Origin of the sequence: Azotobacter vinelandii CA (assembly GCF_000380335.1) — a bacterium.
GTDB classification, from domain to species: domain Bacteria; phylum Pseudomonadota; class Gammaproteobacteria; order Pseudomonadales; family Pseudomonadaceae; genus Azotobacter; species Azotobacter vinelandii.
The window spans coordinates 4,873,491-4,896,920 of record NC_021149.1 but is presented as its reverse complement, the minus strand read 5'-3'; the positions used below and the strand labels follow the sequence as shown (position 1 = coordinate 4,896,920).

General features: G+C 68.1%; 22 protein-coding genes. 15 read left to right on the top strand and 7 right to left on the bottom strand.

Going from position 1 to position 23,430, the window contains the following annotated elements; translation table 11 throughout:
- The first annotated feature begins 109 nt into the window (after positions 1 to 109).
- Both AVCA_RS22075 and AVCA_RS22070 read left to right on the top strand, forming a co-directional pair.
- Positions 110 to 775, top strand: a complete 666-nt coding sequence (locus AVCA_RS22075) for a fumarylacetoacetate hydrolase family protein (RefSeq protein WP_041807446.1) — start codon at positions 110 to 112, stop codon at positions 773 to 775.
- 117 nt (positions 776 to 892) lie between these two features.
- Complete coding sequence (locus AVCA_RS22070) at positions 893 to 1,810, top strand: SdiA-regulated domain-containing protein (RefSeq protein ID WP_012703294.1); 918 nt, start codon at positions 893 to 895, stop codon at positions 1,808 to 1,810.
- A 13-nt stretch (positions 1,811 to 1,823) separates the two neighbouring features.
- On the opposite strand, the gene rpiA is transcribed toward AVCA_RS22070, so the two are convergent.
- On the bottom strand, positions 1,824 to 2,504 hold the full coding sequence (gene rpiA, locus AVCA_RS22065; RefSeq protein ID WP_012703293.1) for a ribose-5-phosphate isomerase RpiA: 681 nt from the start codon (positions 2,502 to 2,504) through the stop codon (positions 1,824 to 1,826).
- Between the two features lie 135 nt (positions 2,505 to 2,639).
- Between rpiA and ilvA the strand changes: the two genes are divergently transcribed.
- Positions 2,640 to 4,154, top strand: a complete 1,515-nt coding sequence (ilvA, locus tag AVCA_RS22060; protein ID WP_012703292.1) for a threonine ammonia-lyase, biosynthetic — start codon at positions 2,640 to 2,642, stop codon at positions 4,152 to 4,154.
- A 38-nt stretch (positions 4,155 to 4,192) separates the two neighbouring features.
- Positions 4,193 to 4,702, top strand: a complete 510-nt coding sequence (locus AVCA_RS22055) for a DUF2269 family protein (RefSeq protein WP_012703291.1) — start codon at positions 4,193 to 4,195, stop codon at positions 4,700 to 4,702.
- A gap of 140 nt (positions 4,703 to 4,842) precedes the next feature.
- On the opposite strand, the gene AVCA_RS22050 is transcribed toward AVCA_RS22055, so the two are convergent.
- Positions 4,843 to 5,496: a histidinol-phosphatase gene (locus tag AVCA_RS22050; RefSeq protein ID WP_012703290.1), complete on the bottom strand. Its 654-nt coding sequence runs from the start codon at positions 5,494 to 5,496 to the stop codon at positions 4,843 to 4,845.
- A gap of 166 nt (positions 5,497 to 5,662) precedes the next feature.
- On the opposite strand from AVCA_RS22050, the gene AVCA_RS22045 reads away from it, so the two are divergent.
- The 3 genes from AVCA_RS22045 (at position 5,663) to AVCA_RS22035 (ending at position 9,562) form a co-directional block, all read left to right on the top strand.
- A complete protein-coding gene (locus AVCA_RS22045) occupies positions 5,663 to 6,142 on the top strand; it encodes an RNA pyrophosphohydrolase (RefSeq protein WP_012703289.1) in 480 nt (159 codons plus the stop codon).
- Positions 6,143 to 6,165: 23 nt separating this feature from the next.
- Positions 6,166 to 8,445, top strand: coding sequence for a phosphoenolpyruvate--protein phosphotransferase (gene ptsP / locus AVCA_RS22040; RefSeq protein ID WP_012703288.1), 2,280 nt, complete (start codon positions 6,166 to 6,168; stop codon positions 8,443 to 8,445).
- Positions 8,446 to 8,527: 82 nt separating this feature from the next.
- The gene (locus AVCA_RS22035; protein WP_012703287.1) at positions 8,528 to 9,562 is read left to right on the top strand and encodes a GGDEF domain-containing protein; all 1,035 of its coding nucleotides are present in this window, start codon (positions 8,528 to 8,530) and stop codon (positions 9,560 to 9,562) included.
- Here the strand turns inward: AVCA_RS22035 and AVCA_RS22030 are convergent.
- Positions 9,559 to 10,311, bottom strand: a complete 753-nt coding sequence (locus AVCA_RS22030) for an NRDE family protein (protein WP_012703286.1) — start codon at positions 10,309 to 10,311, stop codon at positions 9,559 to 9,561. The genes AVCA_RS22035 and AVCA_RS22030 overlap by 4 nt on opposite strands.
- A 122-nt stretch (positions 10,312 to 10,433) precedes the next feature.
- Between AVCA_RS22030 and AVCA_RS22025 the strand changes: the two genes are divergently transcribed.
- The 3 genes from AVCA_RS22025 (at position 10,434) to AVCA_RS22015 (ending at position 12,936) form a co-directional block, all read left to right on the top strand.
- Entirely contained in the window at positions 10,434 to 11,216 is a 783-nt protein-coding gene (locus tag AVCA_RS22025) for a sulfite exporter TauE/SafE family protein (RefSeq protein WP_012703285.1), read from the top strand.
- Between the two features lie 10 nt (positions 11,217 to 11,226).
- The gene (gene lgt, locus AVCA_RS22020; protein ID WP_012703284.1) at positions 11,227 to 12,024 is read left to right on the top strand and encodes a prolipoprotein diacylglyceryl transferase; all 798 of its coding nucleotides are present in this window, start codon (positions 11,227 to 11,229) and stop codon (positions 12,022 to 12,024) included.
- Between the two features lie 117 nt (positions 12,025 to 12,141).
- Positions 12,142 to 12,936, top strand: a complete 795-nt coding sequence (locus tag AVCA_RS22015; protein WP_012703283.1) for a thymidylate synthase — start codon at positions 12,142 to 12,144, stop codon at positions 12,934 to 12,936.
- Positions 12,937 to 13,097: 161 nt separating this feature from the next.
- On the opposite strand, the gene AVCA_RS22010 is transcribed toward AVCA_RS22015, so the two are convergent.
- On the bottom strand, positions 13,098 to 14,480 hold the full coding sequence (locus tag AVCA_RS22010) for an aminotransferase-like domain-containing protein (RefSeq protein WP_012703282.1): 1,383 nt from the start codon (positions 14,478 to 14,480) through the stop codon (positions 13,098 to 13,100).
- A gap of 123 nt (positions 14,481 to 14,603) precedes the next feature.
- Between AVCA_RS22010 and AVCA_RS22005 the strand changes: the two genes are divergently transcribed.
- Positions 14,604 to 15,467 carry a DMT family transporter gene (locus tag AVCA_RS22005; RefSeq protein ID WP_012703281.1) on the top strand — a complete coding sequence of 288 codons (864 nt, stop codon included), beginning with the start codon at positions 14,604 to 14,606 and terminating at the stop codon, positions 15,465 to 15,467.
- 13 nt (positions 15,468 to 15,480) lie between these two features.
- On the opposite strand, the gene AVCA_RS22000 is transcribed toward AVCA_RS22005, so the two are convergent.
- The 3 genes from AVCA_RS22000 to AVCA_RS21990 form a co-directional block, all read right to left on the bottom strand.
- On the bottom strand, positions 15,481 to 16,848 hold the full coding sequence (locus tag AVCA_RS22000) for a GTPase/DUF3482 domain-containing protein (protein WP_041807444.1): 1,368 nt from the start codon (positions 16,846 to 16,848) through the stop codon (positions 15,481 to 15,483).
- Positions 16,841 to 18,232 (bottom strand): DUF2868 domain-containing protein, encoded by a 1,392-nt coding sequence (locus AVCA_RS21995; protein ID WP_012703279.1) that lies wholly within the window; start codon positions 18,230 to 18,232, stop codon positions 16,841 to 16,843. Before AVCA_RS21995 ends, AVCA_RS22000 begins: the two co-directional genes overlap by 8 nt.
- A 103-nt stretch (positions 18,233 to 18,335) precedes the next feature.
- Positions 18,336 to 19,448, bottom strand: a complete 1,113-nt coding sequence (locus tag AVCA_RS21990) for a glycerophosphodiester phosphodiesterase (protein WP_012703278.1) — start codon at positions 19,446 to 19,448, stop codon at positions 18,336 to 18,338.
- A 130-nt stretch (positions 19,449 to 19,578) separates the two neighbouring features.
- On the opposite strand from AVCA_RS21990, the gene AVCA_RS21985 reads away from it, so the two are divergent.
- The 4 genes from AVCA_RS21985 to ftsX all read left to right on the top strand — a co-directional run bounded on the left by AVCA_RS21985 (position 19,579) and on the right by ftsX (position 23,393).
- Positions 19,579 to 20,094 carry a dihydrofolate reductase gene (locus AVCA_RS21985; protein ID WP_012703277.1) on the top strand — a complete coding sequence of 172 codons (516 nt, stop codon included), beginning with the start codon at positions 19,579 to 19,581 and terminating at the stop codon, positions 20,092 to 20,094.
- A gap of 271 nt (positions 20,095 to 20,365) precedes the next feature.
- Positions 20,366 to 21,721, top strand: a complete 1,356-nt coding sequence (ftsY, locus tag AVCA_RS21980; RefSeq protein ID WP_012703276.1) for a signal recognition particle-docking protein FtsY — start codon at positions 20,366 to 20,368, stop codon at positions 21,719 to 21,721.
- Positions 21,718 to 22,386, top strand: a complete 669-nt coding sequence (ftsE, locus tag AVCA_RS21975) for a cell division ATP-binding protein FtsE (protein WP_012703275.1) — start codon at positions 21,718 to 21,720, stop codon at positions 22,384 to 22,386. The genes ftsY and ftsE overlap by 4 nt, the downstream gene beginning before the upstream one ends.
- Positions 22,386 to 23,393, top strand: coding sequence for a permease-like cell division protein FtsX (gene ftsX, locus AVCA_RS21970; RefSeq protein WP_012703274.1), 1,008 nt, complete (start codon positions 22,386 to 22,388; stop codon positions 23,391 to 23,393). The genes ftsE and ftsX overlap by 1 nt, the downstream gene beginning before the upstream one ends.
- Positions 23,394 to 23,430 lie beyond the last annotated feature (37 nt).

Sequence of the window (23,430 nt, the reverse complement as noted above, 5' to 3'; positions counted from 1 at the left end):
CCTTTCCCGCTCCCGGATGCCCGCGCCCGGAAAAGCCTTCGACGCCGCGTGGATTTGCCGTAGAGTCGTCGCCATGGACTTCCAGCCACAAAGACACAAGGAGCCTTGCATGAGTTACCAGCACCAATACCTCGACGGTACGCGCATCCACTACCCGCTGGGCAAGGTGGTCTGCGTCGGCCGCAACTACGCCGAGCACGCCCGGGAGCTGAACAACCCGGTGCCGACCGAGCCCCTGCTGTTCATCAAGCCGGGCAGTTGCACGGTGCCGCTGGAAGGCGGCTTCAGCATTCCGCAGGACCGTGGCTCGGTGCACTACGAGGCGGAAATCGCCGTGCTGATCGGCAAGCCGCTGTCGCACCAGCCGGGCGCCGAGGAGGTGCGCGACGCCATCTCCGGCTTCGCTCCGGCCCTCGACCTGACCCTGCGCGACGTGCAGGCCAGACTCAAGGAAAAGGGGCTGCCCTGGGAACTGGCCAAGTCCTTCGACGGCGCCTATGTGCTGGCGCCCTTCGTGTCCGGCGATGCCGTCGAGGATCTCACCGACATCGGCATCCGTCTGACCATCAACGGCGAGCTGCGCCAGGACGGCAACAGCCGCGACATGCTCAATCCCATCATCGCGCTGATCCAGCACATCGCCGGGCATTTCAGCCTGCAGCCGGGCGACGTGGTATCCACCGGCACGCCGGCCGGCGTCGGCCCGTTCGCCAGCGGCGATCGTCTGGTGCTGGAGCTGACCGGGCTGTCCCGCTTCGAAAGCCGGGTGCTCTGAGACCTTCGGTCGGGCGCGCGGCGTACCCGGCCGCCCGGCCTTTCATCCCGATTTTAATTTTCAGGCAAGCTGGCTCTGGCAGGCTTGCGGTCTGTCTCGTCTTGCGGAAACCAATCCATGCCGCTGTCTTTTTCCCTTGCCCGGACTTCCTTCCGGCGCCTGTCGTTTCGTGTGGCCCTGCTGGTATCGGTCCTGGTCGTCCTGCTGGTCGGCTACCAGTGGCATTGGTTCGATCTGATCCGGCTGTCCTGGCGGGAGTGCCGGGAGACACCGCAGGCGCGTGCCGCCGGCATCTGGCTGCCCGACTACCGCCTGGCGCTGGAGGTCAGCCTGCCGGGACTGGAGGAAGACGAAACCTCCGGTCTGACCTGGAACCCGCAGACCAATACTTTGTTCACTGTCACCGGCAAGCACCCGCAACTGCTGGAGCTCAGCCCGGAGGGCGCGGTTCTGCGGCGCATCCGCCTTACCGGCTTCGCCGATCCGGAGGGCGTGGAGGCGCTCGGCGACGGGCGTCTGGCCATGGTCGACGAGCGCCATCGCCTGCTGGCGCTGTTCTCTCTTCCCGCGGCTGCGGACAGTTTCGATCTGAAGGATGCGCAGCGCTACGACCTCGGTTTCGCCGAGGCCGGCAACAAGGGCTTCGAGGGGCTGGGCTGGGATGCGCGGACGAACCGGCTGCTGCTGGCCCAGGAACGGCCGCCGGCGCTGTTCGGCCTGGACGTTTCCGCCGACGCGGGGATCGTCGGCACTCCGCGGCCGCTGTCGGGCGATGACCTGCCCGTGCGCGACCTGTCCTCGCTGACGGTCGATCCGCACAGCGGGCATTTCCTGCTGCTGTCCGACGAGTCGCGGCTGCTGCTGGAGCTCGATGGCGAAGGGCGTCCGTTCAGCTTCATGACCCTGCTCGGCGGCCTCAACGGCCTGCGCCACAGCATCCGCCAGGCCGAGGGGGTGACGATGGATCGGGCGGGCAACCTCTACGTGATCGGCGAGCCGAACCGCTTCTACGTGTTCCGCCGGACCGCTCCCTGAGTCCGGCGGTCGCTCAGCGGCGCGGGCGCTCGATGCGCTCCACCCCGTTGCGGGTGCCGAGCAGCAGCAGGTCGGCCGGACGCGCGGCGAACAGCCCGTTGCAGACCACTCCGACGATGTTGTTGATGTCCGACTCCAGTTGTCTGGGGTTGGTGATCTGCATGTTGTACACGTCGAGGATCACGTTGCCGTTGTCGGTCACCACGCCTTCGCGGTAGACCGGGTCGCCGCCCAGCATGACCAGTTGGCGCGCCACATGGCTGCGGGCCATGGGAATCACCTCCACCGGCAGCGGGAAGTCGCCGAGAAAATCGACCCGCTTGCTCTCGTCGGCGATGCAGATGAAGGTCCGGGCCACCGCGGCGACGATCTTCTCGCGGGTCAGCGCGGCGCCGCCGCCCTTGATCAGCTCCAGATGCTTGTTGCACTCGTCGGCGCCGTCCACGTAGAACTCCAGTTCGACGACGTTGTTCAGATCGTGCACTTCGATGCCGTGGCCTTTCAGGCGGGCGGCGGTGGCTTCGGAACTGGCCACGGCGCCATCGAAGTCCATCCGGTAGCGAGCCAGCAGGTCGATGAAGAAATTGGCGGTGGAGCCGGTGCCGACGCCGATGATGCTCTGCCGAGTGAGCTGCGGAAGGATGTGGTCGAGGGCGGCCTGGGCCACGGCCTGCTTGAGCTGGTCCTGGGTCATGTGGGGTCTTCGTCGGATGGGAGAGATGGAGTGATTATAACCGTGTCCGCTCCGGCCCGGCGCCCGCCGGGTGGCCGGCCGGGACGCTGACGGGGTAGACTGGCCCATTCCTTTCCAGCTTTCCGATGTCCGCCGATGCTCGAACAGTACGTCAAGAAGATCCTTACCTCGCGCGTCTACGACGTCGCCGTCGAAACTCCCCTGCAGCCTGCCCGCCAGCTCTCCGAACGTCTCGGCAACCAGATCCTGCTCAAGCGCGAGGATCTGCAGCCGGTGTTCTCCTTCAAGATCCGCGGCGCCTACAACAAGGCGGCCCGGCTGAGCGAGGCCGAGCTGGCGCGCGGCGTGGTCACCGCCTCGGCCGGCAACCATGCCCAGGGCGTGGCCCTGGCGGCCAGGCACCTGGGCATCAAGGCGGTCATCGTGATGCCGAGGACCACCCCGGAGATCAAGGTCCAGGCGGTGCGCGCGCGCGGCGCCAAGGTGGTGCTGCATGGCGACGCCTTTCCCGATGCGCTGGCCCATTCGCTGAAGCTGGTCGAGGAGAAGGGCTACGTCTACATCCACCCCTACGACGATCCCGACGTGATCGCCGGGCAGGGCACGGTGGCCATGGAGATTCTCCGCCAGCAGCCGGGCCGGCTGGACGCCGTGTTCGTGCCGGTCGGCGGCGGCGGACTGATCGCGGGTATCGCCGCCTATGTGAAATACCTGCGTCCCGAGGTCCGGGTGATCGGTGTCGAACCGGAGGACTCCAACTGCCTGCAGATGGCCATGGCCGCCGGCGAGCGGGTGGTGCTGCCGCAGGTCGGGCTGTTCGCCGACGGGGTGGCGGTGGCGCAGATCGGCGCCTGCACCTTCGACATCTGCCGCCATCACGTGGACGAGGTGGTCACTGTCAGTACCGACGAGATCTGCGCGGCGATCAAGGACATCTACGACGACACCCGCTCGATCACCGAGCCGGCCGGTGCCCTGGCGGTGGCCGGGATCAAGCGCTACGTCGAGCGCGAAGGGGCGAGCGGGCAGACCCTGGTGGCCATCGATTCCGGTGCCAACATCAACTTCGACCGCCTGCGCCATGTGGCCGAGCGCTCCGAACTGGGCGAGAAGCGCGAGGCGATCATCGCCGTGACCATCCCCGAGCAGCCGGGCAGCTTCAAGGCGTTCTGCCAGGCCATCGGCAAGCGGCAGATCACCGAGTTCAACTACCGCTACAACCGCCCGGACCATGCGCACATCTTCGTCGGCGTGCAAACCCACCCGGAGAACGATCCGCGCGAGCAACTGGTGGCCAGCCTGCGCGAGCAGGGCTTTCCCGTACTCGACCTGACCGACGACGAGATGGCCAAGCTGCATATCCGCCACATGGTCGGCGGCCATGCGGCGGGCGTCAGCGACGAGGTGGTGTTGCGCTTCGAGTTTCCCGAGCGGCCCGGCGCGTTGTTCAACTTCCTCAGCAAGCTCGGCGGACGCTGGAACATCTCGATGTTCCACTACCGCAACCATGGCGCCGCCGACGGCCGCGTGGTGGCCGGCCTGCAGGTGCCGGCGGGCGAGCGCCACCTGTTGCCGGCGGCTTTGGACGCCATCGGCTATCCGTACTGGGACGAAACCGACAACCCGGCCTACCGGTTGTTCCTCGGCTGACTCGAACGCCCATCCACCCGACTTCAAAGGACCGAACGATGGAACACTTCGCGCTGCTCAAAATGCTCCATGGCGTGGCCGGCGTGCTGCTGTTCGTGGCCTTCTTCGCGCTCGCCGGGCTTTGCTGGCGCGCGCGGCCCCGTCCGGCAGGGGCGGCGCCGGCCGGCGCCGAGACGGAGGCGGACGCGGCGGGACCGGAGCCGGCGGCCCCGGATGCGGAGGGGGCGATAGCGGAGGGAGCGGAAGCGGAGGCGCCCGCGCGTGCCTCGCCCTGGCCGGCGCTGTGCGCCGTCCTGCTGCTGCTCTGCCTGATCGCCCTGCCAGTCAGCGGCTGGTGGCTGGCGCATCTGGCCGGCTGGCCGCTGGGGCAGATCTGGCTGCTCGGCAGCTCGCTGTTGTTCCTGCCGGGGGCGGTCTGCGGATTGTGGCTGGCGGCGCGGGTCGCCGGCCGGCGCCGGAAGAGCCTCTGGTTCAGCCTGGTGCTGGCGCTGCTCGGGCTGGCCTGCTTCGCCACCACCCTCTGGCTGATGGTGGCCAAGCCCGTCTGAAGCCTGGCCCTTGCAAGGGCCAGGCCGAACACCGGCGGTCGCGGACGAGTCCGCTCCAGCGGAGCCCGCAGGTGCGGGTGGATGGGACTGCGCCGTTTCCACCCGGCGAATTACCCGCCCGCCGACGGGGCTACGCCAGTTCAGCGCAGGGAGATCACCGGCCAGCCGCGCCGCTCGGCTTCTTCGCGCAGACGCGGATCGGGGTCGACCGCCACCGGGTGGCTGACCCGTTCGAGCAGCGGCAGGTCGTTGTGCGAGTCGCTATAGAAGTGGCTGCCCTCCAGCGAATGGCCGGTTTCCGCCAGCCAGCGGTGCAGGCGCTCGACCTTGCCCTCCTTGAAGCAGGGTACGTCGGTGGTGCGGCCGGTGTAGCGACCGTCGGCCATCTCGCACTCGGTGGCGAGCAGGGTATCGACGCCGAGGCGCGCGGCGATGGAGGCGGTGACGAAGCGGTTGGTGGCGGTGATGATCGCCAGCTTGTCGCCCTGGTCGCGGTGCCGCTCGATGAGCTCGCGGCCCTTGGCGAGGATGATCGGCTCGATGCATTCGCGCATGAACGCCCGGTGCCACTCTTCGAGCACGGCCATTTCGGTGCGGCCGAGGATCTCCAGGCTGAAGTTCAGGTAGTCGACGATGTTCAGCCGTCCGGCCAGGTAGTCCTGGTAGAAGGCGTCGTTGCGCGCCTTGTAGGTCTCGCCGTCGAGGATGCCGCGCTCGCAGAGCCAGTCGCCCCAGGCATGGTCGCTGTCGCCGGCCAGCAGGGTGTTGTCGAGATCGAATAGAGCCAGACGCACGCTAGAACCTCGGTCAGGGAAGGGAAGTCGGGAATGCGGCGAAGCATAACGGTTGTGCGGCGCGAGCCGGAAGGGCATCGGCGTTCCGGCCCCTTGTCCAGCCCGCTTCTGGCGCGCACCTTTTTGTGGAACAATGCGGGCACATGCGTTTTCAAGGTTCGCTGCCGTGATCGACCCCGATGGATTTCGCCCCAATGTCGGCATCATCCTGACCAATGATATTGGCCAGGTGCTCTGGGCGCGGCGGATCAACCAGGATGCCTGGCAGTTTCCGCAGGGCGGCATCGACGCACGGGAATCGCCGGAAGAGGCGCTGTTCCGCGAACTCAACGAGGAGGTCGGATTGGAGCCGCAGGACGTACGGATCCTCGCCTGCACCCGTGGCTGGCTGCGTTACCGCCTGCCGCAGCGCCTGGTGCGCTCGCACAGCCAGCCGCTGTGCATCGGCCAGAAGCAGAAGTGGTTTCTCCTGCGCCTGCTCTCCGACGAGCAGCGCGTACGCATGGATCTCACCGGCAAGCCGGAGTTCGATGGCTGGCGCTGGGTCAGCTACTGGTATCCGCTGGGCCAGGTGGTCGCCTTCAAGCGCGAGGTCTACCGGCGTGCGCTGAAAGAACTCGCACCGCGCCTGCTGGCACGGGATTGATCAGACGGAGCTCAAGGCGGGCCATGCTCAACACGCTGCGCAAGATCGTCCAGGAAGTGAACTCCGCCAAGGATCTCAAAACGGCGCTGGGCATCATCGTGCGGCGGGTCAAGGAAGCCATGGGCAGCCAGGTGTGCTCGGTCTATCTGCTCGACCCGGAGACCAACCGCTTCGTCCTGATGGCCACTGACGGGCTCAACAAGCGCTCCATCGGCAAGGTCAGCATGGCCTCCAACGAGGGCCTGGTGGGCCTGGTCGGCACCCGCGAGGAGCCGCTCAACCTGGAGAACGCCGCCGCCCATCCGCGCTACCGTTACTTCGCCGAGACCGGCGAGGAGCGCTACGCTTCCTTCCTCGGCGCGCCGATCATCCACCATCGGCGGGTGATGGGCGTGCTGGTCGTCCAGCAAAAGGAGCGCCGCGAGTTCGACGAGGGCGAGGAGGCCTTCCTGGTGACCATGAGCGCGCAGCTCGCCGGCGTCATCGCCCATGCCGAGGCCACCGGCTCGATCCGCGGCCTCGGCCGACAGGGCAAGGGTATCCAGGAGGCGCGCTTCGTCGGCGTGCCGGCCGCACCGGGTGTCGCCGTCGGCAAGGCCGTGGTGGTGCTGCCGCCGGCCGATCTGGACGTGGTGCCGGACAAGCCGGCCGAGGACCTCAAGGCCGAACTGGAACTGTTCGGCAACGCCCTCGAGGCGGTGCGAGCCGACATCCGTGCGCTGTCCGCCAAGCTCGCCACCCAGTTGCGCCCCGAGGAGCGCGCCCTGTTCGACGTCTATCTGATGATGCTCGATGATGCCTCCCTGGGTTGCGAGGTACAGCGGGTGATCAGGACCGGCCAGTGGGCCCAGGGTGCCCTGCGCCAGGTGGTCAACGAGCACGTCAAGCGCTTCGAACTGATGGACGATGCCTACCTGCGCGAGCGGGCCTCCGACGTCAAGGATCTCGGCCGGCGCCTGCTCGCTTACCTGCAGCAGGCCCGCCAGCAGGCCATGGTCTATGCGGACAACACCATCCTGGTCAGCGAGGAGCTGAGCCCGGCGATGCTCGGCGAACTGCCCGAGGGAAAGCTGGTCGGCCTGGTCTCGGTGCAGGGGTCGGGCAACTCCCACGTGGCGATCCTCGCCCGCGCCATGGGCATCCCCACGGTTATGGGCGTGGTCGATCTGCCCTATTCGAAGATGGACGGCATCGACCTGATCGTCGACGGCTACCACGGCGAGGTCTACACCAATCCCAGCGACATGCTGCGCCAGCAGTTCGCCGACCTGGTCGAGGAGGAGCGTCAACTGACCCAGGGCCTCGACGCCCTGCGCGAACTGCCCTGCGAAACCCTCGACGGCCACCGCCTGCCATTGTGGGTCAACACCGGCCTGCTGGCCGACGTCGCCCGCGCCCAGGAGCGCGGTGCCGAAGGGGTGGGGCTGTACCGCACCGAAGTGCCGTTCATGAACAACGAGCGCTTTCCCAGCGAGAAGGAGCAACTGGCGATCTACCGCGACCAGTTGTCCGCCTTCTATCCGCTGCCGGTGACCATGCGCACCTTGGACATCGGCGGCGACAAGTCGCTGTCGTACTTCCCGATCAAGGAGAGCAACCCCTTCCTCGGCTGGCGCGGCATCCGCGTCACCCTCGACCACCCGGAGATCTTCCTGGTGCAGGTGCGCGCCATGCTCAAGGCCAGCGAGGGGCTGAACAACCTGCGCGTCCTCCTGCCGATGATCTCCTCGATCCATGAGCTGGACGAGGCGCTGCACCTGATCCACCGCGCCTGGGGCGAGGTCCGCGACGAGGGCACCGACGTGCCCATGCCGCCGGTGGGGGTGATGGTGGAGATCCCCGCGGCGGTCTACCAGACCCGCGAACTGGCGCGCCTGGTGGACTTCCTCTCGGTCGGCTCCAACGACCTGACTCAGTACCTGCTGGCGGTGGACCGCAACAACCCGCGGGTCGCCGACCTCTACGACTACCTGCACCCGGCGGTGCTGCAGGCGCTCAACAAGGTGGTGCAGGACGCCCATGCCGAAGGCAAGCCGGTGAGCATCTGCGGTGAGATGGCCGGCGACCCCTCGGCGGCGGTGCTGCTGATGGCGATGGGTTTTGACAGCCTGTCGATGAACGCCACCAACCTGCCCAAGGTCAAATGGCTGCTACGCCAGATCACCCTGAGCAAGGCCCGCGAGCTGCTCGATCGACTAATGGCCATCGACAACCCGCAGGTCATCCACAGCACTCTGCAATTGGCTCTGCGCAACCTCGGCCTTGGCCGGGTGATCAATCCGGTGGCTTCGCTGCAGAGCTGAAGCCTGCAGCCTCCTGGAGCCGCGCCGGCCTGGAGAAGCGCCTCCGGCGGCGTAATTGGCGGCCAGTCCGGAGCGGAGCTTTATGGATGACCTCAAGGTTAGCGACAGCGTCTATGGTGCGACTCACGAGGCCATCGCGCGGACCTTGCGTTTCGCGCTGGAAATCGTCAGCGACGGCATCTGGGACTGGGACATCCGCACCGACCACGTCAAGCGCAGTCCGGGCTGGTATTCCATGCTCGGTTACGCCGTGGACAGCCTGCCGGAGAACGTCCTGACCTGGCACCAGGTGATCCACCCGGAAGACTTCGAGCGGGTCATGCGCGGCTTCCGGGCCTATCTGGACGGGACGCACCCCGTCTACGCAGAGGAATACCGCTGCCGCTGCCGCAACGGCGACTACCTGTGGATCAGCGATCACGGCCGTTTCGTCGAGTTCGACAAAGAGGGGCGGGCGACCCGGATGATCGGCGCGCACCGCAACATACACGAGCGCAAGCTGGCCGAGCTGGCCCTGCAGCGCAAGAATCAGGAACTGCTGGCGCTCAACCAGGCCCTCGAAGACCTGGTGGCGGCGCGCACCGAAGCCTTGCGCCGGGCAAACCGGGCCCTGGCCGAGCAGGCCGCACAGGCCCTGCGTCTCAGCGAGATCGACCCGCTTACCCAGATCGCCAACCGCCGCTGCCTCGAAAGGCAACTGCAGGTCGAATGGCATCGCCTGCAACGCCATGGCCATCCCTGTGCACTACTGATGTTCGACCTCGACCATTTCAAGCGGATCAACGATGGTTTCGGTCACCAGGCCGGGGACCGGGTGCTGGTCGCGGTCGCGCAGGCGGTGCGCCAGGATCTGCGGGACGTGGATTGCTTCGCCCGCTGGGGCGGCGAGGAGTTCATCGTGTTGCTGCCGGAAACCGATGCGGCGGCGGCCGGGTCGCTGGCGGAGCGCCTGCGCCTGAACCTGCGGCGGATCGATGTCGCTTTGCCGATGCCGCTCACCGCCAGTTTCGCCGTGGCGCAGATGGTCGCGGACGAGGCGCCGGGCGACCTGGTGCGCCGCCTGGATGCGGCGCTCTACCAGGCCAAGCGGCAGCGGGACTGCATCGTGGTCAGTTAGGGCGGAAGCTCGAGCCGCACCTCGCCGAGTGGGGCGCCGCTGGGGCCGAAGCGGCGCTCGACCAGTTGCCGCGAGCCGTCCGCCGCGACGATCAGCACGCTGCTCGAACAGGTGCCGTAGTCCGGACTGGCGATGAACACGCTCGAGAGCAGGCGTTCCCTGGCCAGGCCGACGCCGGTGTCCGGCAGCTCCGCGTCCGCTGCCGGCCTTCGGTCTTGCAGCGCCGCCAGCAGACAGTCCGCGCGTGGCCTTTCCAGGCACGCGGCCAGGGCCGCCTTGGCGCGGCGCAGCTTCGGCCAGGGCGTGTCCAGCGCGGCGTTGGAAAGGCCGTAGAGACCCTCCGGCAAGCGCCGCGGTGCCGTTTCCCGGGCGTGGTAGTACCAGAGCTCCCCGGCCGTGCCGGCCAGCAGGTTGAAGCCGGTATAGTCCCGCGCCCGCTCCGCCACCTGCGCCAGGTAGGCTTCGGGCGACAGTTCGCCGAGCAGGAAGCCGGCCGGCAGCTCGCCGCGGCTGCGCCGGCCCCGTGGCTGGCTCGGGTCGCGGATATTGGTCACGGCGGCGAAGCGTCCGTCGGGCGCGACGCCCAGCCAGGTGCCGGCGGACTCCAGATCGCGTCCGGCATGCACGCCCGGCGCCTCCGGCCAGGCCGCCAGGGGCCGGCAAGGGCGGGCGTAGAATTCATCGCGATTGGCGGCCAGCACCAGGGGCGTGGCATGGCCGGGACGCCAAGCGAAAACGATCAGGCACATGGGACTTCCTGCCGAAGGTCATGGGCGGAAGCTAACGGCGATGCCTGGACCCGGCAAGGGCTGCGAATCCCTCATCGCCCGGCCAATTCCGGTACCATGCCGCTTTTCGAAAGGGGGTAGAGATGGAGTTTCTGCTGTATCTGCCGCTGGGGGCCGTGGCCGGTGTGCTGGCCGGACTGTTCGGCATCGGCGGTGGAATAATCATAGTGCCGGTGCTGGTGTTCAGTTTCACCGCGCAGGGCTTCGATCCGGCCGTGTTGACCCACCTGGCGGTAGGTACCTCGCTCGCCACCATCGTCTTCACGTCGATCAACTCGGTGATCGCCCATCACCGCAGGGGGGCGGTACTCTGGCCGCTGTTCGTCTGGCTGACGGCCGGCATCCTCGTCGGTGCGGTGCTCGGCAGCCTGACCGCCGCGGCGATCCAGGGGCCGATGCTGCAGAAGATCATCGGCGTGTTCGCCATCGCCGTCGGCCTGCAGATGGGCCTCGACCTCAAGCCCAGGGCCAGCCGCGGGGTGCCCGGCAAGTCCGCCCTCGGCCTGGCCGGCGTGGTGATCGGCTGGGCTTCGGCGATCTTCGGCATCGGCGGCGGCTCGCTCACCGTGCCTTTCCTGACCTGGCGCAGCGTGCCGATGCCGCAGGCGGTGGCGACCTCGGCGGCCTGCGGTCTGCCGATCGCCCTGTGCAGCGCGCTGAGCTTCATGGCCGTCGGCTGGAACGAGACCCATCTGCCGGCCTGGAGCCTGGGCTTCGTCTACTTGCCGGCGCTGCTCGGCATCGCCGCCACCAGCATGTTCTTCGCCCGCTTCGGCGCCAACCTGGCGCACCGACTGCCGCCGCGCCTGCTCAAGCGCCTGTTCGCCCTGCAGTTGTCCGCCGTCGGACTGTATTTCCTGTTCTGAGGAGTCCCGGATGCTGCCTTATCCGCAAATCGATCCCGTGGCCATCGCCCTCGGCCCGTTGAAGGTGCACTGGTACGGCCTGATGTACCTGATCGGCATCGGCGGCGCCTGGTGGCTGGCCGCACGCCGCCTGGCCGGTTTCGCCCCGGAATGGAGCCGCGAGAAGCTTTCCGACCTGGTGTTCTGGGTCGCCCTGGGGGTGATCGCCGGCGGCCGGCTCGGCTACGTGCTGTTCTACGACCTGCCGGCCTACCTGCACGATCCGAGTCTGATCCTGCAGGTCTGGCGCGGCGGCATGTCCTTCCACGGCGGGTTGCTCGGCGTGCTCCTGTGCAGTTGGATCTTCGCCCGGCGCAACGGCAAGGGCTTCTTCGAACTGATGGACTTCATCGCCCCGCTGGTGCCGATCGGCCTGGGTGCCGGGCGGATCGGCAACTTCATCAATGCCGAGCTGTGGGGCAAGGCCACCGACCTGCCCTGGGCGATGATCTTCCCCAGCGATCCGCAGCAGTTGCCGCGCCATCCCTCGCAGCTCTACCAGTTCGCTCTGGAGGGCGTGGCGCTGTTCGCCATCCTCTGGTTCTACTCGCGCCGGCCGCGACCGACCATGGCGGTGTCCGGGCTGTTCGCCCTCTGCTACGGCATCTTCCGCTTCATCGTCGAGTTCGTCCGGGTGCCGGACGCCCAACTCGGCTACCTCGCCTTCGGCTGGCTGACCATGGGCCAGTTGCTCTGCCTGCCGATGATCCTCGGCGGCGCCGGGATGATGGCCTGGGCCTACCGCCGCGAGGCTCGGCTCGCCCATTGAGGCGACGGCAGGCGCCGCCGGCGCGACGCCTGCCCTGGCCGACTGCCAGGGCTTCTTGAGGACCGGCCGGTCCGGGCATAATGTGCGGCCCTTTCCGTCGCGCAGCCAGCCCCTCCCATGAAACAGTACCTCGACCTGATGCGCCTGGTGCGCGAGCACGGCACCTTCAAGAGCGACCGCACCGGCACCGGCACGTTTTCCGTGTTCGGCCACCAGATGCGCTTCGACCTGGCCGAGGGCTTCCCGCTGGTCACCACCAAGAAGTGCCACCTCAAATCCATCGTCCACGAGCTGCTGTGGTTCCTGAAGGGCGACACCAACATCCGCTACCTGAAGGAAAACGGCGTGTCGATCTGGGACGAGTGGGCCGACGGGAACGGCGACCTCGGCCCGGTCTACGGCTACCAGTGGCGCAGTTGGCCGGCACCGGACGGCCGGCACATCGACCAGATAGCCAATGTCGTGAACATGATCCGCGACAACCCGGATTCGCGCCGGCTGATCGTCTCGGCCTGGAACCCGGCGCTGATCGACGAGATGAAGCTGCCGCCGTGCCATGCGCTGTTCCAGTTCTACGTGGCCGATGGCCGGCTCAGCTGCCAGCTCTATCAGCGCTCGGCGGACATCTTCCTCGGCGTGCCCTTCAACATCGCCAGCTACGCGCTGCTGATCCTGATGATGGCGCAGGTCACGGGCCTCGCGCCCGGCGAGTTCGTCTGGACCGGCGGCGACTGCCACCTCTACGCCAACCACTTGGAGCAGGCCGACCTGCAGCTCTCCCGCGAACCGCTGCCGCTGCCGACCATGCAGCTCGACCCCGACGTGAAGGACCTGTTCGCCTTCCGCTTCGAGGACTTCGAGCTGGTCGGCTACCAGTCCCATCCGCACATCAAGGCGCCGGTGGCGATCTGAGCCCGGCCGGCAGATGGCGGGCTCGTTCATCATCACCCGATTGGTGCGTCGAGGCGTTAGGGTTGGTGCCGCATGGCCGTGACACCACCGGCAGCACGGGGCGCGGCCCGAGAGCCCGGTGATGCGTGACGCCGACACGTCAGTAATGGCCAGCTCGACCACTAAGCAGGCAAGACCCTCGCCAGGGTGTCGAACACCCGTACGTCCATGGATTGCGCGGCATTGAAACGCAGGAAGCCACTCGCGTCCTGCGATTGGCTGAAGACATTGCCGGGAGCCAGTACCACTCCTTCCCTCAGGCAGGACCGAGCGACATCCGCCGCATCGATGCCTCGGGGCAATCGGCACCAGATGAACATGCCCGCCTGCGGAATGATCCAGGGTGTGATGCCTATCGCATCGAGACGGACTATGGTCTTGTTCCTTGCCTCGGCCAGACGGATGCGAACGCCCTCCATGTGCTTGCGGTATCCACTGTCGGTCAATGCGGCCAGCAGGATGGCAGAAGCCAGTTGGCCACCTCCGAAGCTGGTCGCGATCTTGAGGTCGGCCAAGCGGTCGATCCAGTCGGCGCGCGCGGCGACATAGCCGCAGCGCAGCGAGGCCGAAATGGTCTTGGAAAAGCTGCCGATGTGAATCACCCGCGAAAGACCGTCGAAAGCAGCCAAGCGCGGTGCCGGGCTGACCTCGAAATCCGCGAAGATGTCATCTTCGACGATGACGAGATTCGTGTTGTCGGCCAGCTTCAGGAGCCGGTGTGCGATGACTGGGGAAAGCGTCGCGCCTGTCGGGTTATGGATGCCCGAGTTGGTGATGTAGAGACGTGGCGAATGCTCGCGCAAGGCGGCCTCGAACGCCTCCACGTCCGGCCCGTTCGGGGTGAACGGCACGCTCACTGTCTTCACGCGATGCGCCCGCAGCAAGGCGTGGAAGTTGAAGTAGCAGGGATCATCGACCAGTACGGTGTCTCCCGCCTCTAGGAAGAAGCGGCAGATCAGGTCGATGGCCTGAGTGCCGGATTCGGTCAGCATGAGCTGTTCGGGCCGTGCCTCAATGTCCGCGGCGGCCATGCGTCGGGCGAGAAGCTGGCGCAGCGCCGGCAAACCCAGCGGTGTGGCATAGTCGGAAAGCACCGCGGCGTCGGCTCTTGCGGTCGCCCGCAATGCCCGGCGCATTCCCGCCTCATACATCCACGCGGCTGGAAGCCAGCCACAACCGGGCTTGAGCAGGGACGCGCCCGCCTCTAGCGACTGACGCGAAACCCACAGCGGATCGACCTCCCGATCCAGCGGCGGCCCGATCTCCGACAGAGCCAAGGGGGCGACAGGCCCGCAGACGTAGAACCCGGAGCCGGGACGTGCGCAGATGACTTCCTCGGCAGCCAACCGCTCGTAGGCTTCCACCACTGTGGATACCGAAACTCCCATCGCCTTGGCTTGCGCGCGCACGGACGGCAGGCGCGTGCCCGGCGGATAGGAGCGGGAGGCAATTCTCGAGCGGATCGCCTCCATGACGACATTGATGCGTGTTTGGCGCTGGCTCACTGACATTCTTCCCAACTGTACTGGTTTTCAATACATAACAGTTACTCGTAATTGTGTTGGATTGTGCATGGCCAGCTCGATGTTCCCGTGATGAACTGCAAGGCAATCGGAACGGGGTCGGCAATGGATAAGACGACAAGTGGGTGGATCAACGGATTTCTAGGCGTGGTGATTTTTGCCGGTTCGCTGCCGGCCACACGTGCAGCCGTCATGGATTTTGACTCTATATTCCTCACATGCGCCAGGGCGGCCATTGCCGCATTGCTGGGATTGGCCTTGCTGCTGGTGTTTCGACAACGCCGTCCAACACTGGCGGAAGTGCCTTCGCTGGCCATCGTAGTGCTGGGTGTAGTGATCGGTTTCCCTTTGCTGACCGCGCTGGCTCTGCGGCATGTTTCTGCTGCGCACTCGATCGTCTTCCTGGGGCTGCTACCGTTATGCACAGCGATCTTCGGCGTGGTTCGCGGAGGCGAATTCCCCCGGCCGGCTTTCTGGCTGTTTTCTCTGCTTGGAAGTGCATTCGTCGCAGGCTATGCCGCCAAAGGCAGCATCGAAATATCACCGGCGGGCAACTTGTTGATGCTGGCTGCCGTCGTCTTGTGCGGCCTCGGCTATGCGGAAGGCGCGCGTTTGTCCCGCCGTCTGGGTGGCTGGCAGGTCATCAGTTGGGCGCTGGTGCTGGCGCTGCCCATCATGCTTCCATTGGCGCTGTTCTCGATGCCTGCATCGTTTGCGCATGTGGGGGCGCCGGCATGGTTCAGCTTGGCCTACGTTTCGCTGTTCAGCATGCTGATCGGTTTCGTGTTCTGGTATCGCGGCCTGGCGCAAGGCGGCATCGCGGCTGTCAGCCAGTTACAGTTGCTCCAGCCGTTCTTCGGCCTTGGCCTGGCGGCGTTGTTTCTCCATGAAACGGTGAGCGGGACGATGCTGATCGCAACGCTGGGCGCAGTCGTCTGTGTCGCGGGGGCAAGGAGGTTCGCCACCTAACCTGGACGCAGACCTACCCCAGCTCCGCTGCCAGTACCTGGATCTGTTCCTGGCGCTCGGCCTGCTCGCGCCGCCGGCCGGGATTGAGCGTCGACCATTCCGGGTGGGCGCGGGCCTTGTGCAGGGGCTCGGGCAGCCGATCCTCGCGCCAGCTTCTGTCCTGCGGATTGTCCAACCGGATCGCCTGTTGCGCGGCGTGGCCGCGGCTGGCGAGGGCCTGGAGCAACTGGCGCTGGCGCAGGGCGAGCAGGCGCAGTACCGCGTCGTCCACGGTCAGTTCGCGTTCGCCGCGCAACTTGCCCATGATGCGGCTGCCGTAGTGGCGGGCGGTCTGCGCGCCGCCGCCGGCCAGCGCGCCGATCAGGGTGGCGGCGCCCAGGGTCAGCCCGCCGACCAGCAGGTCGACCCCGGCGCCGGCCGCCGCGCCGGCGGCCAGGCCACCGCCGATCTTCACGCCGAGCAGGCGCAGGGTCTCCGGGTTGAACAGGTCGTCGCCCCAGCGTCCGCCGCTCAGCGGCAGGTCGGCGGCGGCGGCGTCTTCCGGGCGGAAGGCGTAGAGGCGCAGCAAGGCTTCGACGCAGCGCTGCTCGCGCTGGCGCACGGCCTCGTGCAACTCGCGGATAGCTTCCTGTTCCGGCTCGGCACGGGCCTCGACGCGGCGCCGGCAGGCGGCGACGTCGATCAGCAGTTCGGCGATCAGCCGGTTGCCGCTGTCCAGGCGCTCCGCGGCCTGCGCCTCGTGGGCGCGGATCAGCCGCTCCAGTTGCGGACGGGCCGACTCCAGCAGCAGGGCGAGGCTTTCGTAGAGGCGCCGCTCGCCGTCCTGCGGCGGTGCCACGGTGTCGAAGCGCACCATGGCGTGCAGGCCGAGGCGGGCCAGGGCGGCGCGCCAGGCATCCTCGCGGGTGCCGGCGCGGGCGACGAAGTTCAGTACCGGCAGCAGCGGCCGGCCGCAGGCAGCGAGCACCTCGAGTTCGTCGCGGTACTTGGCCAGCACCGGCTCGCGGGCGTCGATCACGTAGAGACCGGCGGCCGAGCCGAGCAACTGGCGCAGCACCTTGGCTTCCTGCTCGAAGCGCTGGCGCGCCTCGGCGCTGTCGAGGAAGTGGGCGATCCGCGCCGGGCCGTCGAGGCGCTCGCCGGGGCGATCCAGGCGTTCGATGTGTTCGAGCAGGGCGATGGCGTCCTCCAGGCCGGGCGTGTCGTACAGTTCGAGCAGCGGCTCGCCATCCACCGACAGGCGCGCGCCCTCGACGTGGCGGGTGGTGCTCGGCCGGTGCGAGACCTCGCCGAAGCCGGTGTCGCGGGTCAGGGTGCGCAGCAGCGAGGTCTTGCCGACGTTGGTGTGGCCGACCACGACGAGTTTCAACGGCTCAGTCATGTCCGCTCTCCAGCCAGGCCAGCGGGCTGTCGCTGCCGTGGGGCAGGCCCAGTTGGTTGAGGGCGATGCGCCAGTCGTCCAGGCGTTCCTCGTCCAGCTCTTCGCCGGGCGGCGGCGGTAGTAGCCAGATCCGCGTCTGCTTGGCGCTGCGCGAGAGTTCGCCGAGCAGCGCCAGGGTGCCGCGGTCCGGTGAGCGCAGCGGGTCGACGGCCACCGCCAGACGCACTGGCGGCCGTTCGGCGAAGCGGTCGAGCAGCCGCCGGCGCTGTTCGCGGCTGTCGAGGATGCCGGCGTCGCCGACCGTGCTGGGCAGCGTCGGCGGCCAGGAGCGGCCCTCGTCCAGCTCGACCGCCACCAGTTGGGCGGAGGCGCCCTCGAGCGGGGCGCCGAGGGCGCTGGCCGGAATGCCGGGCATGACCTCGGGCGCCGCGTCGCAGACGCCGATGCGTTCGCTGGAGGGTTGCAGGCGCTCGGCGAGCAGGCGGTAGCCGGGCAGCGACAGGTCCAGGGCCAGGCGGGCGCGGCCGGAGAGCCAGCGGCTCAGGCAGAGCAGGGCCAGCAGCAGGCGCGGCAGCAGGCCGTAGACCAGCAGCACGCCGAGCAGCCAGCCGGCCCAGGCCTGGCGCGCGGATTCGGCGGTCAGCGCCTGGTCGGCACTGGCGCGGATGGTGGCCGGGTCCGGCAGGCCGAAGCCGAACAGCGCCGGCAGGGCGCCGAGGCCCTGGGTCAGGGCGACGAAGGTGTCGCCGTCGAGCAGGGTGGTTTCCCAGTAGAAGCCGTAGCTGCGGGTCGACAGCAGCGCCAGCAGGGTGACCAGCGCGATGGCCAGGGCGAGCAGCCAGAGGCCGTGGACCAGCAGGCCCAGCGCCCAGCGGCCGAGGTGCTGGCGTTGCAGCAGGAGCAGCAGTGCCGGAACCAGTTGCGCCGCCCGGGCATCGCGGGCGAACTTCTCGCTGAGCCATAGCCACAGGCGGCCGAGGGCGCCGCCGCTGTCGCCGGCGAAGAGCAGGCCGAGCAGCCAGCCGCAGAGGGTCAGAAGATGCAGGCCGAGCAGGCTGCCGAGGGCCCAGAACACGTTGATCGGGCCTTTCTGGCCGCTGCCGAGGGCGGCCATGGCCATGCCGGCGCCGCCGGCCAGGGCGATGGCCAGCAGGACGGCCAGCGCCAGACCGCCGCCCTGGCGCCAGTGACGCAGGGCGGCGAGCAGACCGTCGCGTTCGGCCAGCCACAGGGCGCGGGTCTGGATGCGTCGGGCGAGGCCGCCCCCGGCGGCGCGGGCGCGGCGGTTGGCTTCGCCGTCCTCCAGCGGGCCGGCGAACTCTTCGCGCAGACGGATGGTTTCGGTCAGCCAGAGGCGGTGGAAATCGGTCGATGGGGTACTCACACGGTCTCTCGAGGGCGATTCGGTTCCTGCCCATGAGGATAACCGTTCAGGCTCGGCCGCGGGTAAGTCGATGCGGGCGCGCCTGGCGCGCCCGGCAGGGCGCTTACGGTTGCGCGCGCAGGCGCAGGGCGATGTCCGGATTGTCGCTGAACAGGCCGTCGACGCCGGCGTCGAGGAAGGCATGGATTTCCGCTTCGAGATCGCCGTGTTCGGCGGGGTTGGCGCTGCTGCGCAACTCGAGCGGCAGGAAATTGTTCTCCGCGCGGAAGGTGTAGGGATGCACCTTGAGGCCGGCGGCATGGGCATTGGGCACGAAGTCGGTGGGGCTGCCGAGGTTGCCGTTGGCGTCGCGCGGGATCACATAGCCCTTGTCCGGGCCGACGCCGTCGGCGTAGGCGGCGATGGCCTGCAGCCCGGCAGGGGTAGCCATCTGCTCGTAGGTCAGGGCGCTGCCGATCACCGTCTGGTCGTAGGGCTGGCCGGAGCCGAACAACTGGACCAGGCGCAGCGGGCTCAGCCGGCGCAGGGTCTTGAGGTTCTCCACCTCGAAGGACTGGATGTACACCGAAGCATGGCGGCCGTGGTAGCCGTTGCGGCGGAGGATTTCCAGCAGTGGCTCCTCCATGGCCAGGCCGAGGTGCTGGAAGTGGGTGGGGTGCTTGGTTTCCAGGTACAGGCCGATGCGTCGTCCCTGGCTCTTCTCCAGGCTCTTCACCAGGTCGATGATTTCCTGCAGGGTGGGCACTTCGAGGGACTTGTCCAGGCGGGCGTTGCCGGGGCGGATCGCCGGGATGCGCTCGATGGCGCGCAGGGTCTTGATCTCCGCCAGACTGAAGTCCTCGCTGAACCAGCCGGTCAGCTCGACGCCGTCGACATTCCTGGTGCGCCGGCGGTCGGCGAATTCGGGACGCGCGGCGACATCGGTGGTTAGGTCCAACTGATTGTCGTGGCGAGCGACCAGTTGGCCGTCCCGGGTCATCACCAGATCCGGTTCGACGTAGTCGGCGCCCTGCAATACCGCCAGCGCGTAGGCGGCCAGGGTGTGCTCCGGCACGTAGCCGCTGGCGCCGCGGTGGGCGATGACCAGCGGACTGGGCTCTTCGGCCCGGGGATGCGCCGCTGCCGGCGGTTCCGGGGCGGCGCAGGCGAGCAGGGGCAGCAGCAGGGCGGCGGCGGCCAGGGACTGGCCGGGACGTGGGGACTGCGGGCGGGGCATGGGTTCCTCTCCTTGGGACATGAAGCGCCCAGCCTGCCGGAGCCGGATGACGCTTCGGCGATGAGCGGATAACGTTCCGATGGCGATTGCGTGACGGCGGGCGAAGCCGGGCTCTGCTATCCTCGTCGCCATGAACGAATCCCGGCTCCCTCTCGCCCTGATCGCCGCCGTCGCCGCCAATGGTGCGATCGGTCGCGACAACCGCCTGCCCTGGCACCTGCCGGCGGACCTCAGGCACTTCAAGGCTTCCACCCTCGGCAAGCCGGTCATCATGGGCCGCAAGACCTGGGACTCCCTCGGCCGTCCGTTGCCCGGCCGGCTCAACCTGGTGGTCAGCCGCCAGCCCGGCCTCGTTCTGGAAGGCGCCGAAACCTTCGCCTCGCTCGATGCCGCCCTGACCCGCGCCGATACCTGGGCCCGGGAGCAGGGCGCCGGCGAGTTGATGCTGATCGGCGGCGCGCAGCTTTATGTCGAAAGCCTGCCGCGGGCCGAACGCCTTTATCTGACCCGCGTCGACCTCGCCCCGCAGGGCGATGCCTTCTTTCCCGCGTGGAATCCCGCCGACTGGCGCCTCGTTTCCCGCGAGGAACATCCGGCCACGGCGCAGGCGCCAGGGTATGCCTTCGAACTGTGGGAGCGCGGGTAAGGCGCGCGCAGACCCTGGGGTCCAGGCGCGGGGCCTCGGCCAGAAAAGAATGGTAGAACTGTTCCATGGCGACTTAAGATAATCGCCAGGCTGCTTGCAGTTCCCTTTCCGTGCGTCGCCGGCCGCCTCCTGGTTTCAGGTAGGCTTGGGCCCTGTGCGATGAAAGTCGCACGCACGGTTCCTGGAGGGATGGACCGATGGCCCGTCCCTGCCCGACTTCGCCGGCGGCCGAGCCCGCCGGTTTCATCGTCCCCGTGAGAAAGCCGTCTGCATGTTTGGTTCAAACGACGACAAGAAGCCGGCCGAGGCCGGAGAGAAGAAAGGCCTGTTCGGCTGGTTCCGCAAGAAGGAGCAGGCCACACCGGCGCCCGCTCCCGAGGCAGAGGTCCCCGCGCTCGGCAGCGAACCGCCGCGGGCCGTCGAGACCCCGGAGGCGGTCGAGCCGCAGCCGCCTGTCACCGAAGCACCGCCGGCGACCGTCGAGGCGTTCCCCCTGGACGCTGTGGTGGAGTCGACCGATGTGCCGTCCGCGCCGCCGCCAGCGGCTGAAGCGGCCATCGCCGAGGCCGAGGAGGAGGCGGTCTTCTCTAGCCGCTGGCGCGGCGCCGCCCACGGCGCGCCGACGCCCGAGCCGGAGCGGCCCGTCGAGGCCGAGACGTCGGTTCCGCTTGCCCAGCCCGCGCCGCGGCCGAACAAGTCCGGCTTCTTCGCCCGTCTCCGCCAGGGGCTGGCCAAGACCGGCTCGACCCTCGGCGAGGGCATGGCCAGTCTGTTCCTCGGCGAGAAGGCGATCGACGACGAACTGCTGGAAGAGCTGGAGACCCGCCTGTTGCTCGCCGACGTCGGCGTCGAGGCGACCACCGCGATCATCCAGAGTCTGACCCAACGGGTGGCGCGCAAGGAGCTGGCCGACAGCGAAGCGCTGTACCGTGCCCTGCAAGAGGAACTGGCCGCGCTGCTCAGGCCGGTCGAGCAGCCGCTGGTACTCGAATCCGAACAGCGGCCCTATGTGATCCTGGTGGTCGGCGTCAACGGCGTCGGCAAGACCACCACCATCGGCAAGCTGGCCGCGCGCCTGCAGCAGGAGGGCAGAAAGGTCATGCTCGCCGCCGGCGACACCTTCCGCGCCGCCGCCGTCGAGCAGTTGCAGATATGGGGCGAACGCAACCGGATTCCAGTGATCGCCCAGCACACCGGCGCGGATTCCGCTTCGGTGATCTTCGACGCCCTGCAGGCCGCCAAGGCGCGCGGCATGGATGTGCTGATCGCCGACACCGCCGGCCGCCTGCACACCAAGGACAATCTCATGGAGGAGTTGAAGAAGGTCCGCCGGGTGCTCGGCAAGCTGGACGAGGCGGCGCCCCACGAAGTGCTGCTGGTGCTGGATGCCGGTACCGGGCAGAACGCCATCAACCAGACGAAGCAGTTCAACCAGGCGGTGGAGATCACCGGCCTCGCGCTGACCAAGCTGGACGGCACCGCCAAGGGCGGGGTGATCTTCGCCCTGGCCAGGCAGTTCGGCCTGCCGATCCGCTACATCGGGGTCGGCGAGGGCGTCGACGATCTGCGCGACTTCGCTGCCGAGGAGTTCGTCCGCGCGCTGTTCGCGGAGAAGCCGGCGCAATGATCCGCTTCGAACAGGTCGGCAAGCGCTATCCCAACGGCCATGTCGGCCTGCACGAACTGAGCTTCCACGTGCGGCATGGCGAGTTCCTTTTCGTCACCGGCCATTCCGGCGCCGGCAAGAGCACCTTGCTGCGCCTGCTGCTGGCCATGGAGCGCCCGACCAGTGGCCAACTGCTGCTGGCCGGACAGGATCTGGCGGGCATCAGCACCGCGCAGATTCCCTTCCTGCGCCGGCAGATCGGCGTGGTGTTCCAGAACCATCAATTGCTGTTCGATCGCAGCGTGTTCGACAACGTCGCCCTGCCGCTGAAGATTCTCGGCCTGCGCAAGGACGAGATCGCCCGGCGCACCCTGCTCGCCCTGGAGCGGGTCAGTCTGCAGGACAAGGCCGAGCAATTTCCGTCCGACCTTTCCACCGGCCAGCAGCAGCGGGTCGGCATCGCCCGCGCGGTGGTCCACCAGCCGGCCCTGCTGCTGGCCGACGAGCCGACCGGCAACCTCGACCCGCGCCTGGCCGCGGAAATCATGAAGGTGTTCGAGGATATCAACCGTCTCGGCACCACGGTGCTGATCGCCAGCCACGACCTGGCGCTGATCGCACGCATGCGCCACCGTCTGCTCACCCTGCAGCGCGGGCGCCTGATCGCCGATGGGGAGGCCGCCTGATGAGCGACTCCAACATGCCCGAGCCACGGCCTTCCGAACGGGTCGGCGCCCTGCCCAGGCAGGCGCCGAAGAGCACCGAGCCGGACTTCTCCACGCTGCTGCTGGCCTGGCTGGACAGCCACCGCGCCAGCCTGCTCGACAGCCTGCGCCGGCTCGCCCGGCAGCCCCTGGGCAGCTTCCTCACCTGTCTGGCGATGGCCGTCGCCCTCAGTCTGCCCATGGGGCTGTCGCTGCTGCTCGGCGACATCGAGCGGCTCGGCGGCTCCTGGCAGCGCGCCGCGCAGATCTCGCTGTACATGCAGATGGATGTGGACGATGCGGCGGGCGAGCGTCTGCGGGCGAGAATCGCCGAACTGCCGGAGGTGGCCGAGGCCGAGTGGATCGGCCGCGAGCAGGGGCTGGAGGAGTTCCAGCGCCAGTCGGGGCTTGGCGAGGCGCTGCGGGGACTGCCGGAAAACCCGCTGCCCGGGGTGATCCTGGTCACGCCCCGGCAGATCGACAAGGCCGGTCTGGAAACCCTGCGCGAGTACCTGGCGGATCTTTCCGGCGTGCAACTGGCGCAGCTCGACCTGCTCTGGGTCGAGCGTCTCGGCGCGATCCTCGCGCTCGGCGAACGTTTCGTCTTCGGCCTCACCCTGCTGCTGGTGCTGGCCCTTCTGCTGGTGATCGGCAACACCATCCGCCTGCACATCGAGAACCGCCGCAGCGAGATCGAGGTGATCAAGCTGGTCGGTGGCACCGACGGCTACGTGCGCCGGCCCTTTCTCTACATGGGCACGCTGTACGGCTGTGGCGCCGGGCTGTTGGCCTGGCTGGTGCTGGCCTACGGACTCGACTGGCTGAATGCGGCGGTGCTGCAACTGGCCGGGCTCTACAGCAGCGATTTCGCCCTTGGCGGAGTGCCGCTGGAGGATGGCTTGTCGCTGCTGCTGGGGGCTGTCCTGCTCGGCTATGTCGGCGCCTGGCTGGCGGTGGCACGGCACCTGAGCGAACTGGCGCCGCGCTGAGCCGCCGGGCGGCTCGCGTGCTCCGCCGCGGAGCTTT